The 22,565-nt window shown below is 53.1% G+C and carries 15 protein-coding genes and 1 other annotated feature; of the genes, 10 read left to right on the top strand and 5 right to left on the bottom strand.

Features of this window, described 5'->3' with window-relative positions:
• Position 1: 1 nt before the first annotated feature.
• Together trpD and PGR10_RS05830 are read right to left on the bottom strand one after the other, a co-directional pair.
• Positions 2–1,597, bottom strand: a complete 1,596-nt coding sequence (gene trpD / locus PGR10_RS05835; RefSeq protein WP_015366209.1) for a bifunctional anthranilate synthase glutamate amidotransferase component TrpG/anthranilate phosphoribosyltransferase TrpD — start codon at positions 1,595–1,597, stop codon at positions 2–4.
• The gene (locus PGR10_RS05830; protein ID WP_087859366.1) at positions 1,597–3,159 is read right to left on the bottom strand and encodes an anthranilate synthase component 1; all 1,563 of its coding nucleotides are present in this window, start codon (positions 3,157–3,159) and stop codon (positions 1,597–1,599) included. Before PGR10_RS05830 ends, trpD begins: the two co-directional genes overlap by 1 nt.
• A 35-nt stretch (positions 3,160–3,194) precedes the next feature.
• Positions 3,195–3,290: a sequence feature (Trp leader region), on the bottom strand.
• Between the two features lie 159 nt (positions 3,291–3,449).
• On the opposite strand from PGR10_RS05830, the gene rnm reads away from it, so the two are divergent.
• The 8 genes from rnm to PGR10_RS05790 all read left to right on the top strand — a co-directional run bounded on the left by rnm (position 3,450) and on the right by PGR10_RS05790 (position 16,382).
• Positions 3,450–4,331, top strand: a complete 882-nt coding sequence (gene rnm, locus PGR10_RS05825) for an RNase RNM (protein ID WP_430923157.1) — start codon at positions 3,450–3,452, stop codon at positions 4,329–4,331.
• Positions 4,328–4,948: an L-threonylcarbamoyladenylate synthase gene (locus PGR10_RS05820; RefSeq protein ID WP_020078571.1), complete on the top strand. Its 621-nt coding sequence runs from the start codon at positions 4,328–4,330 to the stop codon at positions 4,946–4,948. Before rnm ends, PGR10_RS05820 begins: the two co-directional genes overlap by 4 nt.
• Positions 4,949–5,275: 327 nt before the next feature.
• Positions 5,276–7,756: a bifunctional diguanylate cyclase/phosphodiesterase gene (locus PGR10_RS05815; RefSeq protein WP_430923156.1), complete on the top strand. Its 2,481-nt coding sequence runs from the start codon at positions 5,276–5,278 to the stop codon at positions 7,754–7,756.
• A 27-nt stretch (positions 7,757–7,783) separates the two neighbouring features.
• Positions 7,784–10,366 carry a bifunctional diguanylate cyclase/phosphodiesterase gene (locus PGR10_RS05810; RefSeq protein ID WP_430923155.1) on the top strand — a complete coding sequence of 861 codons (2,583 nt, stop codon included), beginning with the start codon at positions 7,784–7,786 and terminating at the stop codon, positions 10,364–10,366.
• A 207-nt stretch (positions 10,367–10,573) separates the two neighbouring features.
• Complete coding sequence (gene rluB / locus PGR10_RS05805) at positions 10,574–11,476, top strand: 23S rRNA pseudouridine(2605) synthase RluB (protein WP_045393170.1); 903 nt, start codon at positions 10,574–10,576, stop codon at positions 11,474–11,476.
• A 178-nt stretch (positions 11,477–11,654) separates the two neighbouring features.
• On the top strand, positions 11,655–13,016 hold the full coding sequence (locus PGR10_RS05800; protein ID WP_411325046.1) for an MFS transporter: 1,362 nt from the start codon (positions 11,655–11,657) through the stop codon (positions 13,014–13,016).
• Positions 13,017–13,034: 18 nt separating this feature from the next.
• Positions 13,035–15,386, top strand: coding sequence for a beta-glucosidase family protein (locus tag PGR10_RS05795; protein ID WP_430923154.1), 2,352 nt, complete (start codon positions 13,035–13,037; stop codon positions 15,384–15,386).
• A 21-nt stretch (positions 15,387–15,407) separates the two neighbouring features.
• Positions 15,408–16,382, top strand: coding sequence for a helix-turn-helix transcriptional regulator (locus PGR10_RS05790; protein WP_271032385.1), 975 nt, complete (start codon positions 15,408–15,410; stop codon positions 16,380–16,382).
• On the opposite strand, the gene cobO is transcribed toward PGR10_RS05790, so the two are convergent.
• Positions 16,354–16,944: a cob(I)yrinic acid a,c-diamide adenosyltransferase gene (gene cobO / locus PGR10_RS05785; RefSeq protein WP_015366219.1), complete on the bottom strand. Its 591-nt coding sequence runs from the start codon at positions 16,942–16,944 to the stop codon at positions 16,354–16,356. The two genes, PGR10_RS05790 and cobO, sit on opposite strands and share 29 nt — an antisense overlap.
• Positions 16,941–17,702 carry a YciK family oxidoreductase gene (locus PGR10_RS05780; RefSeq protein ID WP_087859373.1) on the bottom strand — a complete coding sequence of 254 codons (762 nt, stop codon included), beginning with the start codon at positions 17,700–17,702 and terminating at the stop codon, positions 16,941–16,943. The genes cobO and PGR10_RS05780 overlap by 4 nt, the downstream gene beginning before the upstream one ends.
• A 251-nt stretch (positions 17,703–17,953) precedes the next feature.
• Here PGR10_RS05780 and sohB point away from each other — a divergent pair, with 251 nt between their 5' ends.
• The gene (sohB, locus tag PGR10_RS05775) at positions 17,954–19,000 is read left to right on the top strand and encodes a protease SohB (protein WP_348854755.1); all 1,047 of its coding nucleotides are present in this window, start codon (positions 17,954–17,956) and stop codon (positions 18,998–19,000) included.
• 81 nt (positions 19,001–19,081) lie between these two features.
• Here sohB and PGR10_RS05770 read toward each other — a convergent pair whose 3' ends face one another.
• Entirely contained in the window at positions 19,082–19,333 is a 252-nt protein-coding gene (locus tag PGR10_RS05770) for a YciN family protein (protein WP_015366222.1), read from the bottom strand.
• Positions 19,334–19,743: 410 nt separating this feature from the next.
• Between PGR10_RS05770 and topA the strand changes: the two genes are divergently transcribed.
• The gene (gene topA, locus PGR10_RS05765; RefSeq protein WP_045393156.1) at positions 19,744–22,341 is read left to right on the top strand and encodes a type I DNA topoisomerase; all 2,598 of its coding nucleotides are present in this window, start codon (positions 19,744–19,746) and stop codon (positions 22,339–22,341) included.
• Positions 22,342–22,565 lie beyond the last annotated feature (224 nt).

Genomic DNA, 22,565 nt, shown 5'->3' with positions numbered 1-22,565 from the left:
TTTACCCTCTTGCCGCTAATGCGGTCACTCTGTCATAGGCCGCTCCGCTGTGCAGCACATCCAGTACCTGCCGGGCGTTGGCTTTCAGGTCTTCATGCCCGTGTAAACGCATCAACATGGCGACGTTGGCGGCGACGGCGGCTTCGTGAGCGGCTTCACCTTTACCTTGTAGCAAGCGCGTGAGAATGTCACGGTTTTCTTCCGGCGTGCCGCCAGCCAGTTGATCCTGATGATAAGGCGTCAGACCGAAGTCGGCGGCGGTCAGCTGATAGCTCTGGATTTCGCCGTTATTGAGTTCGGCGACCACGGTCGGCGCATGCAACGAGACTTCGTCCATGCCGCCGCTGTGTACCACGGCGGCGCGTTGATAGCCGAGTACCCGTAAGGTTTCGGCAATCGGCAACACCAGTTCCGGGCTATAGACGCCAATCAACGCCAGCGGCGGGTGCGCAGGGTTGATAAGCGGCCCCAATACGTTAAACAGGGTGCGCGTTTTCAACTGCTGGCGGACCGGCATCGCGTGGCGGAAACCGGTGTGGTACTTCGGCGCGAACAGGAAGCAGACGCCCAGTTCATCCAGCGCGGCGCGCGATTTATCGGCATTCATATCCAGGTTGATGCCAAACGCGGCCAGCAGGTCGGACGAGCCCGATTTACTGGAGACGCTGCGGTTGCCGTGTTTCGCCACCTTTAAACCGCAGGCGGCGGCGACAAAGGCGCTGGCGGTTGAAATATTAATGCTGTTGCTGCCATCGCCGCCGGTGCCGACAATATCGGCAAACTGATAATCCGGGCGCGGGAACGGCGCGGCGTTTTCCAGCAACGCGGTAGCGGCGCCGGCAATTTCCTGCGGTTGCTCGCCGCGCACTTTCATGCTTACCAGCGCGGCGGCCAGTTGTTCTGGCTTCACTTCGCCGCGCACGACGGCGGAAAACAGCACGTGGCTCTCCTGCTGGCTCAGCGTCTCTGCCTGGTACAATTTTTCCAGAATCGGTTGTACGACATTGGTCTGTTCCAGTTTCTGCAGCGCCCATGCCAGCGTTTGCTCCAGCAGCAGCGCCCCTTGAGTAGTCAGAATCGACTCCGGATGGAACTGGAAGCCGCAGACGCGATCGGCGTCATGGCGAACCGCCATCACCATACCGTTGAAATTGGCGTTAATGGTGAGCCCGGCCGGAATATTGCTGCCGACCAGTGAATGGTAGCGGGCCACCGGCAGCGGGTTGGCAAGACCGGCGAACATCGCCTGGCCGTCATGCTCAATGCTGGAAGCTTTGCCGTGAAGGATTTCGCCCGCTTGGCCGACATAGCCGCCGTAGGCTTCCACGATGGCCTGGTGGCCGAGGCAGATACCGATAATCGGTAACTTGCCGCGCAGGCGGGTCAGCAGCTCCGGCATGCAACCGGCTTCGCTTGGGGTACCCGGCCCCGGAGAGAGCATCAGCACCGGATTATCCATAGTGCCGATACGTTCAATCAGCGATTGCGCCGGAACGGTATTACGATAAATGACCACGTTGTGGCCGTTAGCCCGCAGCTGGTCGGCGAGGTTATAGGTAAAGGAGTCGATATTATCGAGCAGCAGGATGTCGGCCATTAGAAAGTCTCCTTCGCGTGATGGGCCTGAGCAATGGCGCGCAGCACGGCGCGAGCTTTATTACGGGTTTCATCCGCCTCGGATTGCGGAACGGAATCGAGCACGATACCGGCGCCCGCCTGCACGGTGGCAATGCCGTCCTCTACGTAGGCTGAGCGGATCACGATGCAGGTATCGAGGTCGCCGTGGGCGGTAAAGTAGCCGACCGCGCCGCCGTAGCTACCACGACGCTTGCCTTCCGCGGCGGCGATTAGCTGCATGGCGCGAACTTTCGGCGCGCCGCTAAGGGTGCCCATATTCATGCAGGCGCGATAGGCGTGCAGGACGTCGAGGTCGCGGCGCAGTTCGCCAACCACGCGGGAAACCAGATGCATCACAAAGGAGTAGCGATCGACTTTGGTCAAATCCGCCACGTAGCGGCTACCCGGGGTACAGATGCGGGCGAGATCGTTACGGGCCAGGTCGACCAGCATCAGATGTTCAGAGAGCTCTTTGTGGTCGGTACGCATCTCCAGTTCAATACGGCTATCGAGGTCGCGATCCAGCGAACCGTCGGCGCGGCGGCCGCGCGGACGGGTGCCGGCAATGGGGTAGATCTCAATCTGGCGGCTGACGGCGTCGTATTTGAGCGAGCTTTCCGGCGAGGCGCCGAACAGCGTGAAATCGTTATCCTGCATAAAGAACATATACGGGCTGGGATTGCTCTTTTTCAGCACATCGTACGAGGCCAGCGGCGACGGGCAAGGGAGGGAGAAGCGGCGCGACGGCACAACCTGGAAAATTTCGCCCGCTCGAATGGCGCGCTGCATTTTGCGCACCACGGCGCCGTACTCTTCATCGCTCTGATCGACGTCGCAGCGCATTTCGGCAACCGTCGTCACCGGCAGCGGCGCGGGCGGCTCATTTAACTGCTGGCGTAGCTGGGCGATACGTTGCAGAAGACGCTGTTTCTCATTCTCCAGCGGCGTGAACAGGCTCGCCTGAATGCGGGTGTTTTTGGTCTGGTGATCGATAACCAGCAGCGTCTCCGCCAGGTAGAAACAGTAATCCGGGCAGGCGGTATCGGCGTTAAGCGGTGGTAAATCTTCAAAACCGGCCACCAGGTCGTAAGCGAACAGGCCGCCGAAGAACATCGCTTCGCGCTCGGCCTGCGGGACGCTGACCAAATCCTGTAACAGACGAAACGCATCGAACACCGATAACGAACACAGGCGAGCGTCTTCATCCAGCAGGGCGCTAACCGGTGGGAAGGTGAGTACCCGGCTGTTCGGCTGGCGCAGATTCTCAATGCCGGACGGCAATGCGTTATCCAGCAGTTCAAGCAGCGCGGCGCCGTTCGCTGACAGCGCCTGGACAGTGACGGTATTGCCAAGTGCGGTAATACGCAGGGCGCTATCCACCAGCAGCAGGCTTTTTAAATCGTCTTTACTATCGATGTCGGCCGATTCCAGCAGCAAGGTTGCCGGGCGCGCGCCGCATAATTGATGGAATAACGCCGTCGGGTTTTCGCGATAGATAGCGTCGCTGGTGAGAAGCTCGAGCGCTGGTTTTGATGTTTGCATTATCATTCTCGCCTGTTCTGTTCATTATTTTGTTCAAAAAAAAGCCCGCTCAGTGGCGGGCCCGGTATCTGTTTGCTGAGTGCAAAACGCGATCACGCCGCCCGATTCCAGGAACGACGCCACCAGCTATGAAGAGTAATAATTTGCGTTTTCATCAGAGATACCCGTTGTGTGAACTTGCGTACTAGTTAACTAGTCCATGAAAATAAAGTCAACCCTTGTTTGCAGATTTTCTTTCTCAGTCGTTATCATAATGCGCTTATTTCAGTTCAGGTCCACCAGGAGCCATTTTGAGCGACACTAATTACGCGGTCATTTATGACCTGCACAGCCATACCGTCGCCTCCGATGGGCGATTGACTCCAGAAGAGCTGGTACATCGCGCGCATGAGATGCGGGTGGGGACGCTGGCAATCACCGATCACGATAGCGTGGCGGCCATTCCGGCAGCGCGTGCCGAAATTGCGCGGGCTGAACTGCCGCTCACGCTTATCACCGGGGTAGAAATTTCCACCCTGTGGGAAAATCACGAAATTCATATCGTCGGACTGAATATTGATATCAACCATCCGGCGATAACGCAACTGCTCTGCGAACAGAAAGCGCGGCGCAACCAGCGCGGGCAGATGATTGCCGAACGGTTGGAGAAAGCGCGTATCCCCGGCGCCTGGGAAGGGGCGTTAAAGCTCGCCGATGGCGGCGCGGTTACCCGCGGCCATTTTGCCCGCTTTTTAGTTGAAGCCGGCTTTGCGAGCAATATTGCCGATGTATTCAAAAAATATCTCGCCCGCGGGAAAACCGGATACGTTCCGCCGCAGTGGTGTACAATAAAACAAGCGATTGATGTCATTCATCATTCTGGCGGCAAAGCGGTGATCGCCCATCCGGGGCGTTACGATCTTTCCGCCAAATGGTTGAAACGGCTGTTGACCCATTTTAGCGAGCAGGGCGGCGACGCGATGGAGGTCGCCCAATGTCAGCAGGCGCCGCATGAGCGCGCGCAGCTGGCGGGCTACGCGAAACAGTTTGGTTTGATGGCGTCGCAGGGTTCGGATTTCCACCAGCCCTGTCCGTGGATCGAACTGGGGCGCAAACTTTGGCTACCCGCTGGCGTAGAAGGGATCTGGCGCAGTTGGGAAGTGGCCGCTGAACAAATTGAGAGGGAAGTATGAGCCAGTTTTTCTATATCCACCCCGATAACCCGCAGGCGCGGTTGATTAATCAGGCGGTGGAAATCGTACGTAAGGGCGGGGTTATCGTTTATCCAACGGACTCTGGTTATGCTCTGGGGTGCAAAATTGAAGATAAAGGGGCGATGGAGCGGATCTGCCGTATTCGTCAGTTGCCGGATGGCCACAATTTCACCCTGATGTGCCGCGATCTCTCCGAGTTGTCGACCTATGCGTTTGTCGATAACGTGGCGTTTCGTCTGATCAAAAACAATACCCCGGGCAACTACACGTTTATTCTTAAAGGAACGAAAGAGGTGCCGCGCCGCCTGTTGCAAGAAAAGCGTAAAACCATTGGTATGCGCGTGCCGGCAAATCCTATCGCCCAGATGCTGCTGGAAACGCTTGGCGAGCCGATGCTCTCGACATCCTTGATGCTGCCGGGTAATGAATTCACGGAGTCCGACCCGGAAGAGATTAAAGACCGTCTTGAGAAGGTGGTCGATCTGATTATTCACGGCGGTTATCTCGGCCAGCAGCCGACGACGGTTATCGACCTGACCGAAGACGCGCCGGTGGTGCTGCGTGAAGGCGTTGGTGATATTAAACCCTTCCTGTGATGTTTCTCGCGGGCGGCGTTTCATGCGTCGCCCGCGGCTTAAATTTATTTTAAAATTCTTTCCGCATTGAGTCGCTCCTTTCTTCTTTATATTATTAGTCCGCTTACGATATCACTCACTGATATTGCTTCCAGAAAGAAATTCAACATTATGTATAAGCTGACTATTTAACCCTCCGACGTGTTTAAGAGGAAGAAAGTACTGTTGATTTTTTTTATGTTTTCCAGTGTTGCCGTTACCTTATATCTGGCGGGTAAAGTCATACATTAAGCCCTGGTGGTATTCAGTGATAATAATCTTATAATAGTGATTAAATACCGTTAATATATGCCAAAGCTGACCTCAAATACCTATCCCATCACCCTGGTAAAAAGCGTACTGGTTGTTTCGCTGCTGGCGTTAATGCTGATTGTTGTCAGCCTGACCAGCCTGTTTAACTATCAGTCGCGTCAGGTCAGTAGTTCCATTGATAAAAAAATCATTGGTTCTCAGTATACGTCTATTCAGCTTAAACTTGAGGATGCTGTCGATCGCCCACGACAAATAACGAATCTATTTTTACAATATATTCAGGGCGAAAGTAACAACATCGATAAGGATACTTTAGTTCCTGAAATGGTGTATTTGACGGCGAGCGCGTTCAAAACCATGCCCGCCTTCCAGAGCCTGTCGTGGTTTGCGGAAAATGGCTCCAGTATTGCTGTTATTCGCGATAATCATAGTAATCAAATTTATTTACAGCGAACCCAGCGCGATAATCATCACTCCCTGGTTAAATACAGCGGGTTAAGCCCGCAGACCAATATTGTCAACGTCAATAACGCGTTTAATGTTGCTGATTTACCGCAGTTTCGCCGCGCTCGCCAGCAAACGCACGGATTCTGGCAACGCTCTCTCTTTACCGGCAGTTTGATCATGAGCTGGAACCAGCCAGTGTACGATAAACAAGGCCGCTTCGTCGGGGCGATCGCCAGCGGCGCCACACCTGCGGATATGACCGCTTATTTACAGAGTCTCCTGCCGGATAAAAGCTATGCTCTTCTACTTATCGATGACAACAATCGCATTGTCGCGCGTTCCGGCAACCAACATAAATGGCAGCAGGATCGCCAACTGATAGCAAAGCTTACCTCGGCGCAGCCGTCGCCGACGTCATTTTCCTTGCGTACTGAGGACGAGTCTTTGTTGGCGACCGCCTTTAGCGTGCAGGACCGCCAACATCTGCTGAACTGGAAGGCGGTACTTATCGCACCACAGCATGCGGAAATGGCGGAAATGAATAAACAGCGTCTACTTGTGACCTTCGCCACGACACTGTTTATTTTTATTCTGATGTTGATTCTGTTGATGATTATTTCTCATTTCACCGACGCCTTAAAAGACGTTACAGATAAAGTGCATCTGGGGTTAATGCCGTGGAAGAAACCAACTAAACGAGTTTTTCCGGAAATAGCCTCGTTGGATGCAGCATTGAGCAACCTATATGCAATTATTCCAGACACTTTCGAATCTAAACGTCGGAAACTGGAAGAAGATAGCGAAACCGGTTTTTTAACCCGTAGCGGTTTACTGCATTGTGAGTCGCTGTACCGTCATCGCAATATGCTGGCGATGGTATACGTTAACAACTACAACTCGGTTAAGAATGTGCTCGGTACGACTCAGGCCCGACAGTTTATTCACCAGTTTACTTTACGCATTCGCAAAATATTGCCTGAAGGGGCACTATGTTGTCGTGATCGAGAAGACTTGTTCATTATCGCTTTTGATGGCATGTATGCCGAAAAGGATGTCGACTGGTACAGCGCGCTACTTGCTTCTGTTTTTCGTATGTCTGCTTCTGATATGTCAGGCGAATCGCATATATTTACTGGCCATATTGGCATGTTGATTGAATCATTAACCCCAGAGAACATCGGCGAATGTCTGATGAATGTTAGTCTGGCTTTACAGCATGCCCAGATGCAGCGTAGCGGTACGAGTAAACTTTTCACGGCCGCCATGCGTGAAGAGGAAGTGAATAATCTGCGTCTGCATCAGGCGTTATGCGACGATCTCCATTCGGAAGGTTTCCATCTCGTTTTGCAGCCGATCGTTTCATTTGAATTGCAGCGGCCGTGTAAAGAAGGTGAATGCCTGATCCGCTGGCAATCAAATGTGTCGGGTTTCGTGCCGCCCGACAAATTTATCGCCCTTGCCGAGCACACCGGCATGATTGTGCCGTTAGGGAAATGGATAATTGAAACCGCCTGTCGTGAACTTGCCGCGTTTATCACGCGCGGCGCGCCGCGTGATTTTAAACTGCACGTCAATATCTCGGCAATTCAGCTTCAGCAACCTGATTTTGCTCAGCATTTGCTGGAGTCAATTCACGCTAATGATTTGATGAACAGCAATATTTGTCTCGAAATCACCGAAAGCGTTTTGCTACATGACACGTGGCGGATTGTCGAAATACTGGCTTATTTACGCCGCCTCGGCGTTTGCGTCGCGATTGACGATTTTGGTTCCGGTTATTCCAGCCTCTCGTATCTGCATTCACTGCCGTTTGACTGTCTGAAGATTGACCGCGGGTTTGTTAGCAATGTGCTAGACGATAAAAAAAGCGAAGCGGTTATTGCCTCAGTGTTAATGCTGGCGCGAAGTTTTTCCGTGCCGCTGGTGGCCGAAGGCGTTGAAACGCGCGAAATGGCGGAAAAACTGCAGGAGATGGGCTGTGATTTGGCCCAGGGATATCATTATTCCCGGCCGAAAACGTTTGATAGTTTTGACGTCGCCAATGGGTTTTTCGTTGTTGAACCGGAATGATGACAAAGACGAGCGGCGATAATAACGATGCAAATATTAAAAAAACAGCTTTCGGTCAACAGTTACCCGTTCACCCTAACTCAGGCCATCATATTTACCTTAGCCACGACAATTCTCGTCGTGCTGCTGACGACATATGCTTTTCTCTACTACGAAGGTTATGCTTTTTTTGATGAGGTGAGTGAGGATATTCTGCGTGCGAAAAGAGTCAATATCGAGGAAGTCATCCACGATTATATTGATGTTCCCGCGCAATCGAACGCGATACTGGTTCATGCGATCGGACGTCAATCCAGTACTGCGATCCCGGTTCGCAGCCTGATCGGCGAAATGGTCAATACCACCAATAACGTCTTCAGCAACAAACATTATCTCAATCTGGTCGGATTTGGCGCGATCAATGGCGATTTTATTCAAGTGGCGCGCGGCCAGGCCGAGTCGAATGATTATCTTGCGGTAAAAGATGAGCAAACAGGTCACCATCTGACGGCGTATAGCCACCTGACGGTGAACTCATTGGTAAAATCGGTGCTAGCGGATTATCAAACAACGCAGCGCGAATGGTATGCGGCGGTTGCCAAAGACCAGAGCTCGCACTGGACAAAACCCTTTCGCGATTATGAATATGAAAATGAAATTGGCGTTGCGTTCAGCTCGCCGGCATTCAATCGCCAGGGACAGTTTGTTGGCGTCGTCGCCAGCGAGTTGCACCTCAACGAACTAAATAAAAGCCTGGAAAAATTTAAACCCCATCCGGAAAGTATTCTGCTGATTGTTAATGAAAAAAATGAGCTCATTTCTTCATCAGTGCCATCATTGACGCGAAATATGCTGGCTGGGGGAAAACACTCACGGTTGAATCTACAAACGCTTGAAAACACTCATTTACCGGTTGTTGTGGCAGCCAGTCACACCTTAAAAACGCATAACCGCACGGGATTGCAGTTTTTTAGCTCCGGCAAAGAAGAATATTATGTTGATGCTTTCCCAATCACCGACCGTGATGACATACTGCACTGGACGGGGATTGTGATTAGCCCAGCGAGAATGATTACCCGTACCATCGTTAAATATATAGCTATCACCATGAGCATGCTGTTTGTCATTTTTACACTTGGTCTGCTGGTGGTTTTCTGTGGCCTGGCGAAGGTGGTAAAACCGCTGCGGGATATTGTCCGTAAAGCGGATCAGCTTGCGACGCACCGCTGGACGCCGCCAGATAATAAGCGTCATTTCCCGGAAATAGCCTCTCTGGAAACCACATTTATGGCGCTATCGCATAAGCTGGCGGAAAGTTTCGACGCCCAACGGCGCGAAATAGAAGAGGATAGAACCACCGGATTATTCTCGCGGACGGGGTTACTGCGTCAGACATCGCTATATCAAGGTAGAAACTTGCTCGCGCTGCTGCATATCAGTAATATGAACGCTATTATCAATTCCTTAAGTACGGAGTATGGTGAAAAATTCATTAGCGATTATATTCTTCGCCTGCGTAATTTACTGCCGACGAATACGCTGATCGCCCGCGATACAGTAGATAAGCTTATCGTGGTTTTTCCAGGACAAACTCAGCCAAAAGAGCATCAGCGCTACAGAGAACTGCTCTCCTCACTATTTATCGACGTCAATAATGAAGCGTCTCCTACGGCAAGCAAATACGTTTATACCGGCAATATTGGCCTGGTGACGACTGAGATCCACGCAGAGAATATTGAACAAACGTTGCGTGAGGCATGGATTGCATTACGCCATGCGCAGAAACAGGGAAACGGCGTCGCGACGTTTTTCAGCGGCGAGATGCATGAGGCTGAGCTTTATAATATCCAACTCCATGAGCATCTTCATGATGCGATCCAGCAACATGAATTTCATCTGATGCTACAGCCAATTGTGGATTTGCAGGATCAAAGCGCTTTTCAGGAAGGAGAATGTTTGCTTCGCTGGCGCTCCGAAACGGTAGGCGAAATTCCTCCCGAGCGTTTCATCCCACTGGCGGAAGAGAGTGGGCTGATAATCCCGCTGGGGCGCTGGGTTATTGAAGAGGCCTGTCGGGAACTGTCCGCTATGATTCTCCGCGGGGCGCCGGCGAACTTTATTCTGCATATCAACGTATCGGCGATTCAACTCCTGCAACAGGATTTTGCCTGGCATTTAATGGATGTTATCTATCGTAATGGGCTGGTCACGGGCAATATTTGTCTTGAGATAACCGAACGGCTATTGATGAACGATGCTACCCGAATGAGCAGAATGATTGCTTATTTACGTCGCCATGGTATTGCCGTCGCGCTGGATGATTTTGGCATCAATTTATCCAGCCTCTCTTATTTACATACGCTGCCATTTGATAGCATCAAAATTGATCGCCGTTTGATCTGTCAATTCGCCGATGATGACAAAGCGGAATCGGTGATTGCATCGCTGATTGTGCTGGCACAGGGTTTTAAGGTGCCCGTCGTTGCTGAGGGTATTGAAGATGAGGAGATAAAAGACCAGTTACGCGACCTCGGTTGCCAGAAAGCGCAAGGATACCTGTTTAGTCATCCGGCGCCATTTGCCCACTTTCCCCTCAAGGCAAGTTCATTGACGGCGAGCGATAATCCATAGACAGAGAAATGTATCGCAGTGAAGCATTCATTTTGAAGTTAGTGTAGTATGTTCGCCCACGCAGGCGCGCGCGCTGTTTAACAGTGCTGACGAACGGCGCCTTAAAATGTGTAAAGTATTTATATAACAACAGGTTGGTGGTTTTAATGGCCTGTTGTCGCCAAAGCATATCAGACGCCTGGGAAGGCGACACCTAAAGGAAGCTCTATGAGCGAGAAATTACAGAAAGTGCTGGCTCGTGCTGGCCATGGCTCCCGCCGTGAAATTGAAACTATCATCGAAGCTGGCCGCGTCAGCGTGGATGGTAAGGTCGCAACCCTCGGCGATCGCGTAGAGATCGTGCCTGGTTTGAAAATTCGTATCGACGGCCATCTTATTTCGGTAAAAGAATCTGCCGAGCAGATTTGCCGCGTATTGGCCTATTACAAGCCAGAAGGCGAACTCTGCACCCGTAACGACCCGGAAGGGCGCCCGACGGTATTTGACCGTCTGCCGAAACTGCGCGGCGCGCGCTGGATCGCGGTAGGTCGCCTTGATGTGAACACCTGCGGCCTGCTGCTGTTTACCACCGATGGTGAACTGGCGAACCGTTTGATGCACCCAAGCCGCGAAGTCGAGCGTGAGTACGCCGTTCGCGTTTTCGGCCAGGTTGATGAAGACAAACTGCGCCAGCTGGCGCGTGGGGTACAGTTAGAAGATGGCCCTGCAGCATTTAAAACGATTAAGTTCACCGGCGGTGAAGGGATCAACCAATGGTATAACGTCACTCTGACCGAAGGCCGCAACCGCGAAGTGCGTCGCCTGTGGGAAGCGGTCGGCGTTCAGGTTAGCCGTCTTATCCGCGTACGCTACGGCGATATTCTGCTGCCGAAAGGCCTGCCGCGCGGCGGCTGGACGGAACTGGATTTGGCTCAGACCAACTATCTGCGTGAACTGGTGGAGCTGCCAGCGGAAACCGAAAGCAAAGTGGCGGTGGAGAAAGATCGCCGTCGCATGAAAGCGAATCAGATTCGCCGTGCCGTCAAGCGTCATAGCCAGACTAGCGGCAATCCGCGTCAGGGTAATAACGGTAACCGCCGTTCCAGCACCCGCAACAAGACTAACGGCTAATGCTGTCCGTTCCGGCGGTCTCCCGCCGGAACGCTCCTCCTTTATCCCTTCGCTTGTGACATTTTTCACACTTTTGCATAAAGACAAGAAACAGGAATTACGCAGACAAATAACGCAAAGTGATGTTATTAGCGTCGCCATATACTGTCGGCACTGATTACAAAACAGGTAGCCCGCAATGAGTACAACAACAAAGTTATCGGCAAGCTATGTGGTCATCGGCGTAAAAGAAAAGATAGGCTATGGCTTAGGTGATTTCGCCTCTAATTTATCGTTCGGTTTTGTCTCGTTATTCTTACTGTTTTTTTATACAAATATTTATGGCATCAGCGCGGTACAGGCGAGCCTGATCTTTGTGATCGCCCGGGTGATTGATGCAATATTTAATATTTTGATTGGTTTTGCAATTGATAAGACGCAGAGTAAATATGGCAAGCTGCGTCCCTGGCTATTATATGGTGCGGTACCGTTAGGTTTTTTAACCGTGTTGTGTTTTGTGCCATTTGGCGGGGAAGCTAAATTTTATTTCGCGCTGGCTTCCTATACCATTTATTGCCTGGCATATACGGCGGTTAACACGCCTTATTCAGCATTGACCAACCGCCTGACGCAGCATGAAGCCTCGCGCTCGTCGCTGTCCGTGTACCGCTTTGTGTTGGCGATTGTCGGGTATCTGATTGTTTCCACAACCGCCGACTGGCTGATTTCGCCCTTTAACGACAAACAGATGGGCTATGTCTTTGCCGTTTCCTGCTTTGCGCTGTTAGCGACTTTTATGTTTCTTGCCTGTTTTGCCATGACCAAAGAACGAGTTGGCGAAGAGGATGAAATGAATGCGCCGACGCTTCGTGAAATGTTCCGTGCGGTATTAGGCAATGCTCCACTGATTCATCTGTCATTATTTACCGTATTTTTCTATATCGCCTATACCGTCTGGATGGCGATCGCCATTTACTTTATTAAATACATTATCGGCAGCGAAGGGTTTACCGCAACTTTCTTCATGATTCAATCAGGTGCTTATATCGTTGGAACCATCATTTCCGAGAAAGTGATTGCGCTGATAGGAAAAAAGAAAATGGCGCTTCTGGCGTTGTTAATTGGCGTGCTGGGGGTGCTGATGCAATATTTCATCGCTGGTAATAACCTGTGGCTGATAATGAGCGGTGTATGTCTTTACAGCATCACATTAGGTATGGGCTTTGTCGCCATGTGGTCGATGATTGCCGACACTGTCGAATATGCTGAATGGCATCACGGCGTACGCTCTGAAGGCGCAATCTACGGTTTCTTTAACTTTATCACCAAAATTGCGATGGCTATTGGCGGCGGTTGCGCGGGCTGGATGCTGGATCTCTATCACTATGATGCGGGTAATGTGACCAGCGATGCGATTAATGGCATCAATATTCTGATGACGCTCTTCCCCGGCGCGATGTTCGCTATCAGCGCCATCTTCGTAGCCTGCTACTCGTTGGATGAAAATACCTATCGCGATATCGTGCAAAAAATCAGCCTGCGTAAGCAAAACGCGCTTTAACCTCAAGGAGTCAGAGAGATGAATAACGATTTTAGTACCCTTATTGCCGCCATGTCGGTAGAGGAAAAAGTGGCGCTGCTGACCGGCAGTGGCCTGTGGCGTACGGCATCGTTGCCGCAGCATGGTATCCCCGATATCGTGATGACCGATGGTACCTACGGCGTGCGCTATAGCAGTGCGCAAATAGATGGCAATGAAAAGTGGAGTATGGATGACTTCATCTCGGTGATAACTCAAACCGCCGACCAGGCCAGCGCCGACGAGCCTGTCGCCAAGGGCGGCAGCGAAGCGTTGTTCAGCGCCTCGCTGCCGGCCACCTGTTTTCCGAATGGCTCCAGTCTGGCCTGTAGCTGGGATGTTGAACTGGTACGGGAGATGGGCGAAGCGCTGGGTCGCGAATGCCAACAGATGGGGGTGGGTATTCTATTGGGGCCGGGAATTAACATTCGGCGCACCCCGCTGGCTGGACGCGGCTATGAATACTATTCAGAGGACCCGGTCGTTAGTGGGGATATCGCCGCGGCGCTGATTAACGGCTTACAGGCCGAAGGCGTCGGCGCCAGTCTTAAACATTTTGCCGCCAATAACTCCGAGTATCGGCGAACCGAAATGGATTCGATTATTGAGGAGCGGGCGCTGCGCGAAATCTATCTCGCCGGTTTTCAACGAGCGATTGCCAAATCCCGGCCCTGGACGGTGATGTCTTCTTATAACCGTCTTAATGGCGTTCAAACATCGCAGGATCCGTTCTTACTGACCCAGGTATTGCGTGATGAATGGGGGTATGACGGTCTGGTGATGTCCGACTGGTACGGTATTAAAGATCGCCCGGCATCGCTGCTTGCCGGCAATGACCTGGCGATGCCGGAAACCCGCCGGGACAAACAAACCCTGCTGGCGGCAATCTCTTGCGGCGAGGTTCCAATGCCGGTGGTAGACCGGGCTTGTTTGCGGATGCTTGAACTGGTCGATAAAGTGCAACGACATCGCCGGCCGCAAATGCGCGCTGACTTTGCCGCACACCATGCGTTATCGCAGCGTTTAGCGGCAGAATCCATCGTATTGCTGAAAAATGAAGACAACCTGCTGCCGCTGAAACCACATAAAACCCCGCGCATCGCGGTGATCGGTAAGCCCGCACAGGAGCCGGTTATTCAGGGCTCAGGTTGTGCCACCACGGTTCCGTATTTGCTGGACCGTCCGCTGGATGAGATTTTCGATCTTGCCGGGGATGACTTTAAGGTCTCGTGGGCGCCGGGCGCGCCAGACGACAATCAAAGCGATGAGCAGGCTCTGGCGCAGGCGCGCGATGTCGCCGGTGCCGCCGATGTAGCAGTGGTTTTTGTCAGCACGGCGGTCGGTGAGGATGGCGAGAATGGCGATCGCCAGGATCTGAATATTCTGCCCGCGCATGAACGGCTGATCCGCGAGGTCGCTGCGGTACAGCCAAACGTGGTGGTGGTGCTGGCCAACAGCGACGCGGTGGTGATGCCATGGCTTGGCGAATGCCGGGCGCTGCTGGAAACCTTCTTCGCCGGACAGGGGATGGGGCGCGCCGTTGCTGAAATTCTGTTCGGTAAATGTAACCCCTGCGGTAAGCTGACCGTAACGGTGCCAAATACGCTCGAAGAGACGCCCGCCTGGCTACAGTATCCGGGGGAAAACCTGCGCCATCATTATGGCGAGGGATTATTTGTCGGCTATCGCTATTACGATAAACGCCGTCTTTCGCCGCGTTTCCCGTTTGGCTTTGGCCTGAGCTATACCCAATTCCGCTATGCCAATCTTTCGCTCTCCGCCTCGCGGCTTGCCGAAGGCGAAACCCTGCATGTAGCGTTTGATTTAACGAATATCGGCGACTGTGAGGGCAAGGAGATTGTACAACTGTACGTTGCGGCCCCGGAGGGAGAACTGATCCGCGAGGTTCGCGCGCTGAAAGCCTTTAGCAAAGTGTCGTTGCTGGCGGGAGAAACGCGTCGTGTCGCGCTCGCGCTGCCCGTCGCTGATTTAGCTTGCTATCATCCGGGGCTGGCGGATTGGCTGGTGACGCCAGGGCAGTGGCAAATCTACGTGGGCGCCTCGTCACGCGATCTTCCATTAACGGCAAGCGTTGAGATTGATTGCCCTGCGCGCTATGTACCGCTGTGCGACGACAATTCTCTCCAACAGCTTATTCAACAGCCGGAAGCCTTTGCCCGCGTGGTGGCGCTGATTTCGGCGAAAAGCGGCGTAGCGCCAGACCAGGTACGTGAAAAGCTTATCCGCCTGGCGCCGGATCTGTTCTGTGGTTTGCTCATTGCATTGACTGAATTCCTGGCGCTGGATATCGACCGCGATGAACTCAATGCCGTGCTGGCGGATCATCAATAACAAAAGTTCAGGAGGTAACCCGTGTTCCCGTTTTCAGTGACGCATCCTCGTCAGGTAACGCAAAGCGGGCAGCCGGCGACCGGTAGCGGTTATGAGCTGATCGCCTTCGACGCTGAGAAACTCAACGTTTTTGCCGCTGAGGTGCGCTACTGCGAACCTCACTGGCACCCGGCGCCGGAGCTTATCACCGTCCTTCATGGCGGTTTTACGCTGGCCGTCGGCCAGCGGGAGTGGCTACTACGCGAGGGCGATATGTTGTATATCAACGCGGAGGAAGTGCATTCACTCAGCGCGGAGATGGCCGGTAGCCAGCTGGTCACCGTACAGTTTTCGCCGGGTCTGTTTGATGAAATGCATCCCTCTCCGCGGCTGGAATGGTGCACCGCCGGGCGTGTTGCGCAGAACGCGGATTGGCAGGTGCGCCAGCGGCTCACGGCGCTGCTGCAACAGCTAGTCGATAACCGTACGCCATTCCAGCGTATCGCAGCGATATATTTGCTGCTTGATGCATTGGTGACGGCAGGCGAGCCGCAGGAGCGGGAGGAGAGTTCGCTACGCGAAGAGTCGATGATTAAAAAAGGCATCGATTATATTAATCTGCATTACGACCGGCCACTGACGTTAAGCGAAGTGGCCGAGCACAGCGGGATGAGCTATTCGTGGTTTTCCCGGCTGTTTAAGCGGGTGAGTCGTTACAACTTTAAAGAGTATCTGACCCTGGTACGGCTGAATAAGGCTCGTAATCTACTACGCGATACGCGCACGCCGATCACCGAAATCAGCCATAGCTGCGGTTTTCAGGAGCACAAATACCTGATAGCCGCCTTTAACAAATACTGCGGACTGACGCCGACCGAATACCGCAAACGCTTTGTTTCGCGGCAAAACGTCCTCGACCAGCAACTGGCGCTCGGCGAGGACTGTTTGTGTCTGCCGCTCAATAGCCAGCTCCTGGCCCGACTGGCGCTTAGTAATCAATCCCCATCTGCGCTTTAACCCCGGCGTCAAAGGCGTGTTTTACCGGGCGTAACTCGCTGACGGTGTCGGCTATCTCGATGATCTCGCGGTGGCAGCCGCGGCCGGTAATCATCACCGTTTGATGCGCTGGACGGTTGCGCAGCGCCGTCAGCACCTCTTCCAGCGGCAGATAATCATAGGCCACCATGTAGGTAAGTTCATCCAGCAGCACCAGATCCAGGCTGTCGTCGGCCAGCATTCGGCGCCCGTGCTGCCAGACATCGAGGCAGGCGGCGGTATCGCTGTCGCGATTTTGCGTATCCCAGGTAAAGCCGGTGGCCATGACCTGAAACTCCACGCCGTGCGGCTCCAGCAAATTGCGCTCGCCGTTAGGCCAGGTACCTTTGATAAACTGCACCACGCCGGCTTTTTTGCCGTGTCCAACCGCGCGGGTGACGGTACCGAAGGCGGCAGTCGTTTTGCCTTTGCCGTTACCGGTAAAGACCATGATTAGCCCGCGTTCTTGCTGGGCGGCGGCGACCCGCGCATCGACTTTGTCTTTTACCCGCTGCTGGCGCTCGCGGTAGCGTTGATCGCTCATTGGGAGATCCCTGGTTTACGCCCCGGCTGGGCATCAAAGGTCATACCGGTTTTACGCCGGCTATCGTCGCCCATCAACCATAAATAGACCGGCATGATATCGGCGGGGGTTTTCAGCTTTTGCGGATCTTCGGTCGGGAAGGCGCTGGCGCGCATTTTGGTGCGAGTCCCGCCAGGATTGATACAATTTACCCGCAGATGACGGCTTTGGTACTCTTCGGCCAGAACCTGCATCATCCCTTCGGTGGCGAATTTAGAGGCCGCGTAGGCGCCCCAGTTGGCGCGGCCCTGGCGGCCAACGCTGGAAGAGGTAAACACCAGTGAGCCGGAATCGGACTTGAGTAATAAAGGAAGAAGCGCCTGGGTGAGCATAAACGTGCCGTTAACGTTTACCTGCATCACCTGCTGCCATACCTCAGGATCCTGCTGATCCATCGGACATACGTCGCCGAGCAGGCCCGCGTTATGCAGTACGCCGTCAAGGCGCGGGTAGTGAATGGCGATTTTCTGCGCCAGCTGCTGGCACTCCTGCGGCGTGCATGTCAACAGGTCGAGAGTGAACCAGCGCGCGGCAATGCCGCCGGCCTGTTCAATTTCTTGCGCGACGGCGCGCAGCTTTTCTTCATTACGGCCGACCAGTACTACGCTTGCGCTGTAGCGCGCATAGGTGAGGGCGGCTTCGCGGCCGATGCCGTCGCTGGCGCCGGTGACCAGAATGATACGGTCTTTAAGTAGGTGATATTGCGGTTGATAATGCACGGCGACTCCTCTGCTGGCCTGCGTACGGCCACATCTTATTCGGTATCTTACTTTTGCGCTTTATGCCTTAAACGATTGATGATTGCAATCAGTCAAAGGGAAAGTCTTCGCAGAATTAATATCTTGCAACGATTTCATTGCGACAAAAAAAACGGGAATGCGCCTCGCAGCGCACGGAAAGCGCAGAGACTTGATGATAAAGGCTGATGTACACTGTGCGTCAACGTCAGTGCTTTACACAAGGTGAAAACGTGGAATTACTTGCTCAATACGGCTTATTTTTAGCCAAGGCTGCGACTATCGTCGTCGCCATTGCGGTTATCGCCGCCATAATCGTTAATCTGACTCAGCGTAAGAAGCAGCGCGGCGAGCTGCGGGTAACGAATCTTAGCGAGCAATATAAGGAGATGAAAGAAGAGCTGGCGGTGGCGCTGCTGGATGGCCCGCAGCAAAAACTCTGGCATAAAGCGCAGAAGAAAAAACATAAGCAGGAAGCCAAAGAGGCCAAAGCGCGGGCAAAATTGGGCACCGCGGAACCCAGCGGCAAGGCGCGTATCTGGGTGCTGGATTTTAAAGGCAGCATGGATGCCCACGAGGTAAGCGGTCTGCGCGAAGAAATCACGGCGGTGCTGGCTTCGGCGAAGGCGCGTGACCAGGTGGTGGTGCGTCTGGAAAGCCCCGGCGGCGTGGTTCACGGTTATGGTCTGGCAGCTTCGCAGCTGCAGCGCTTACGTGATAAACAGATCCCGCTGACGGTTGCGGTCGATAAGGTCGCTGCCAGCGGCGGCTATATGATGGCCTGTGTGGCGAACAAAATCGTCTGTGCGCCGTTTGCTATTCTTGGCTCGATTGGCGTAGTGGCGCAGATCCCCAACATCAATCGCTTCCTGAAAAACAAAGATATCGATATTGAACTCCATACCGCCGGGCAATATAAACGCACGTTAACCATGTTGGGCGAAAATACCGAGGAAGGTCGGCAGAAATTCCGCGAAGATCTCAATGAAACCCATCAGCTTTTTAAAGATTTCGTGCATCAGATGCGCCCGTCGCTGGATATCGAAAAGGTGGCGACCGGCGAGCACTGGTACGGCGTGCAGGCGCTGGAAAAAGGGCTGGCGGATGCGGTACAAACCAGCGATGAACTCCTGTTGAGCATGATGGATAACCACGATGTGATTAGCGTGCGTTACCAGCAGCGTAAGAAATTGCTCGATCGCGTTACCGGGAGCGCGGCGGAAAGCGCTGACCGTCTCTTGTTGCGCTGGTGGCAGCGTGGACAAAAACCGTTAATGTAATGAAGACAACGCGAGGCTGATACCTCGCGTTGCTGTTTCTGGCTGGCTTAAGCCGAGAGCCGGTCCATCAATGACTGGCGATTAATCGACCAGGTGATACTTATCTGACAACTCATGAGCGAGATACTTGAACATGTTGAATACGGCAGTGCTCTTCGCCGTCGGTAAACCTTGTTCATCAAGATAAAACTCGCCGCTGAACACCAAAACCCCGTTACGCTGAACGACGTTGGTGGCTTCAATTCCGGCTAACGTATCTTCATGATCGCGAATGAGTTGGTTGGCAATTTCAAGTAACGCCTGGCGTTCGATGGGTTGGGTTGTACCTTGCATAACTGACTCCTGTAGTTCTTCGCGGGTAGTCTACGCCGCGAGAGGGCAACGGGCAAATTTTCCATTGATTGTGCAGGGGTAATTGTAACCGGCTAAGAAACATCACTTTACTGGCGGAGTTGGCTTTTGCATGCTAATAAAGTTGCGTAACGAATTTTATCAGGTACAGTGTGACGCTTTCAGCGATCTGGCAACAGATTTGCTTGACATTCGGCCAAAAATTCTTCGTGCTATGCAACCTGGCTCGCAAAAGCCAGCAAACTCAGCTATCTGGTTTTATGGATGTGAAACTGGGCGTGCAGAGGGTTGATATCCATCGACGTGGCCGCAACATATCAGGCACGTCGCTAGTGGATGGTGAATCAATGTGCGATGTATTCCTGGATGAATTAAATTAGGTAAAGGTGAATATGGGTAAAGCTCTCGTTATCGTTGAGTCCCCGGCAAAAGCCAAAACGATCAATAAGTATCTGGGTAATGACTACGTGGTTAAATCCAGCGTCGGTCATATCCGCGATTTGCCGACCAGTGGCTCAGCTTCCAAAAAGAGCGCCGACTCTACCTCCACCAAAGGGGCTAAAAAGCCTAAAAAGGATGAACGTGGCGCTCTGGTCAACCGCATGGGTGTAGACCCATGGCACGACTGGAATGCGCATTATGAAGTACTTCCGGGTAAAGAAAAGGTAGTTTCAGAACTCAAACAGTTGGCGGAAAAAGCCGACCACATCTATCTCGCAACCGACCTTGACCGCGAAGGGGAAGCCATTGCCTGGCACCTGCGGGAAGTTATCGGTGGTGATGAGCAACGTTACAGCCGCGTGGTGTTCAACGAAATCACCAAAAACGCGATTCGTCAGGCCTTTGAGAAGCCGGGCGAGCTGAATATCGATCGTGTTAATGCCCAGCAGGCGCGCCGCTTTATGGACCGTGTGGTGGGGTATATGGTTTCTCCACTGCTGTGGAAAAAAATTGCGCGCGGTCTGTCCGCTGGCCGCGTGCAGTCTGTCGCAGTCCGTCTGGTCGTTGAACGCGAACGCGAAATTAAAGCCTTCGTTCCGGAAGAGTTCTGGGAGATCGACGCCAGTACTACCACGCCGGGCGGCGATGCATTACCGCTGCAGGTAACTCACAAGAATGACAAGCCGTTCCGTCCGGTTAACCGCGACGAAACCATGGCTGCCGTCGCGCTGCTGGAAAAAGCGCGATATAGCGTGCTGGAGCGCGAAGATAAGCCGACCAGCAGCAAGCCGGGCGCGCCATTTATCACCTCCACGCTGCAGCAGGCCGCCAGTACCCGTCTTGGCTTCGGCGTGAAGAAAACCATGATGATGGCCCAGCGTTTGTATGAAGCCGGCCATATTACCTACATGCGTACCGACTCTACCAACCTGAGTCAGGATGCGCTGAACATGGTTCGCGGCTATATCGGCGACAACTTCGGCAAAAAATATCTGCCTGAAAGCGCTAATCAGTACGCCAGCAAAGAAAATTCACAGGAAGCGCACGAAGCGATACGTCCTTCTGACGTGAACGTGATGGCGGAATCACTGAAAGACATGGAAGCCGATGCGCAGAAATTATACCAACTGATTTGGCGTCAGTTCGTCGCCTGTCAGATGACGCCGGCAAAATACGACTCAACCACCCTGACGGTACAGGCTGGAGAGTTCAAACTGAAAGCCCGCGGTCGTACGCTGCGCTTTGACGGCTGGACGAAAGTGATGCCAGCGCTGCGTAAAGGCGATGAAGACCGTACGTTACCGGTGGTCAATCAGGGCGACAGCCTGAGCCTGGTGGAACTGACCCCAGCGCAGCACTTCACCAAACCGCCTGCGCGTTTCAGCGAAGCCTCGCTGGTGAAAGAGCTGGAAAAACGCGGCATCGGTCGTCCGTCCACTTATGCGTCGATCATTTCGACCATCCAGGACCGCGGCTATGTACGCGCCGAGAACCGTCGCTTTTACGCTGAAAAGATGGGCGAAATCGTCACCGATCGTCTGGAAGAGAACTTCCGCGATCTGATGAACTACGATTTTACCGCACAGATGGAAGACCGCCTCGATCAGGTGGCTAATCATCAGGCCGAGTGGAAACAGGTACTGGATAACTTCTTCGGCGATTTCACCTCCCAGCTACAAACGGCTGAGAAGGATCCAGAAGAGGGCGGCATGCAGCCGAACCCAATGGTGCTGACCAGCATCGACTGTCCGACCTGCGGGCGTAAAATGGGCATTCGTACTGCCAGCACCGGGGTATTCCTCGGTTGCTCTGGCTACGCGCTGTCGCCGAAAGAACGTTGCAAAACCACTATCAACCTGGTACCGGAAAACGAAGTTCTCAACGTGCTGGAAGGCGATGATGCCGAAACCAACGCGCTGCGCGCTAAACGTCGCTGTCAGAAATGCGGCACAGCGATGGACAGCTACCTTATCGATCCGAAGCGTAAACTGCATGTCTGCGGCAACAACCCGACCTGCGATGGCTACGAGATTGAAGAGGGCGAGTTCCGTATCAAAGGTTATGACGGCCCTATCGTGGAGTGTGAGAAATGCGGCTCTGAAATGCACCTGAAAATGGGGCGTTTTGGTAAGTACATGGCTTGCACCAACGACGAATGTAAAAATACGCGTAAGATTCTGCGTAATGGCGAAGTGGCTCCACCGAAGGAAGATCCGGTGCCTTTACCGGAACTGCCATGCGAGAAGTCCGACGCTTACTTCGTCCTGCGCGATGGCGCGGCGGGCGTTTTCCTGGCGGCAAACACCTTCCCGAAATCACGTGAGACGCGTGCGCCATTAGTGGAAGAGTTGTACCGCTTCCGCGATCGTCTGCCTGAAAAGCTGCGCTATCTGGCCGATGCGCCGCAGCAGGATCCGGAAGGCAATAAAACGCTGGTACGCTTTAGTCGTAAGACCAAGCAACAGTACGTCTCCTCCGAGAAAGAGGGTAAAGCGACCGGCTGGTCCGCCTTCTTTATCGACGGTAAATGGACTGAAGCGAAAAAGTAACCTTCTGAATGGGCCGCAATGCGGCCCATTTTCTCTCCTGTTTTCCTCGTATTACCGCCTCGTGGCTCCCACGTTATAACCGAGTTATTATTTTTTGTTAGCATCTATACACTGTAGATATAAATGATATAGTGGTTATAGCGAATCACTTTTTTATTATCAAATCGTCTTATACATCATCGTTTTCAGGACGCATTGTGGCGCTGGTTCGGCGCGCCGCAGGG

The sequence above is a fragment of the Klebsiella sp. 141198 genome (genome assembly GCF_050600785.1).
GTDB classification, from domain to species: domain Bacteria; phylum Pseudomonadota; class Gammaproteobacteria; order Enterobacterales; family Enterobacteriaceae; genus Klebsiella; species Klebsiella aerogenes.
The sequence above is the reverse complement of the archived record's forward strand: the minus strand, read 5'-3'. Positions and strand labels throughout refer to the sequence as shown.

Coding starts and splice junctions, on each gene's coding strand:
- PGR10_RS05795 (WP_430923154.1), top strand. CDS start 13,035: ATGAATAACGATTTTAGTACCCTTATTGCCGCCATGTCGGTAGAGGAA.
- PGR10_RS05770 (WP_015366222.1), bottom strand. CDS start 19,333: ATGCAAGGTACAACCCAACCCATCGAACGCCAGGCGTTACTTGAAATT.
- cobO (WP_015366219.1), bottom strand. CDS start 16,944: ATGAGCGATCAACGCTACCGCGAGCGCCAGCAGCGGGTAAAAGACAAA.
- PGR10_RS05820 (WP_020078571.1), top strand. CDS start 4,328: ATGAGCCAGTTTTTCTATATCCACCCCGATAACCCGCAGGCGCGGTTG.
- rluB (WP_045393170.1), top strand. CDS start 10,574: ATGAGCGAGAAATTACAGAAAGTGCTGGCTCGTGCTGGCCATGGCTCC.
- PGR10_RS05815 (WP_430923156.1), top strand. CDS start 5,276: ATGCCAAAGCTGACCTCAAATACCTATCCCATCACCCTGGTAAAAAGC.
- PGR10_RS05800 (WP_411325046.1), top strand. CDS start 11,655: ATGAGTACAACAACAAAGTTATCGGCAAGCTATGTGGTCATCGGCGTA.
- trpD (WP_015366209.1), bottom strand. CDS start 1,597: ATGGCCGACATCCTGCTGCTCGATAATATCGACTCCTTTACCTATAAC.
- topA (WP_045393156.1), top strand. CDS start 19,744: ATGGGTAAAGCTCTCGTTATCGTTGAGTCCCCGGCAAAAGCCAAAACG.
- PGR10_RS05810 (WP_430923155.1), top strand. CDS start 7,784: ATGCAAATATTAAAAAAACAGCTTTCGGTCAACAGTTACCCGTTCACC.
- PGR10_RS05830 (WP_087859366.1), bottom strand. CDS start 3,159: ATGCAAACATCAAAACCAGCGCTCGAGCTTCTCACCAGCGACGCTATC.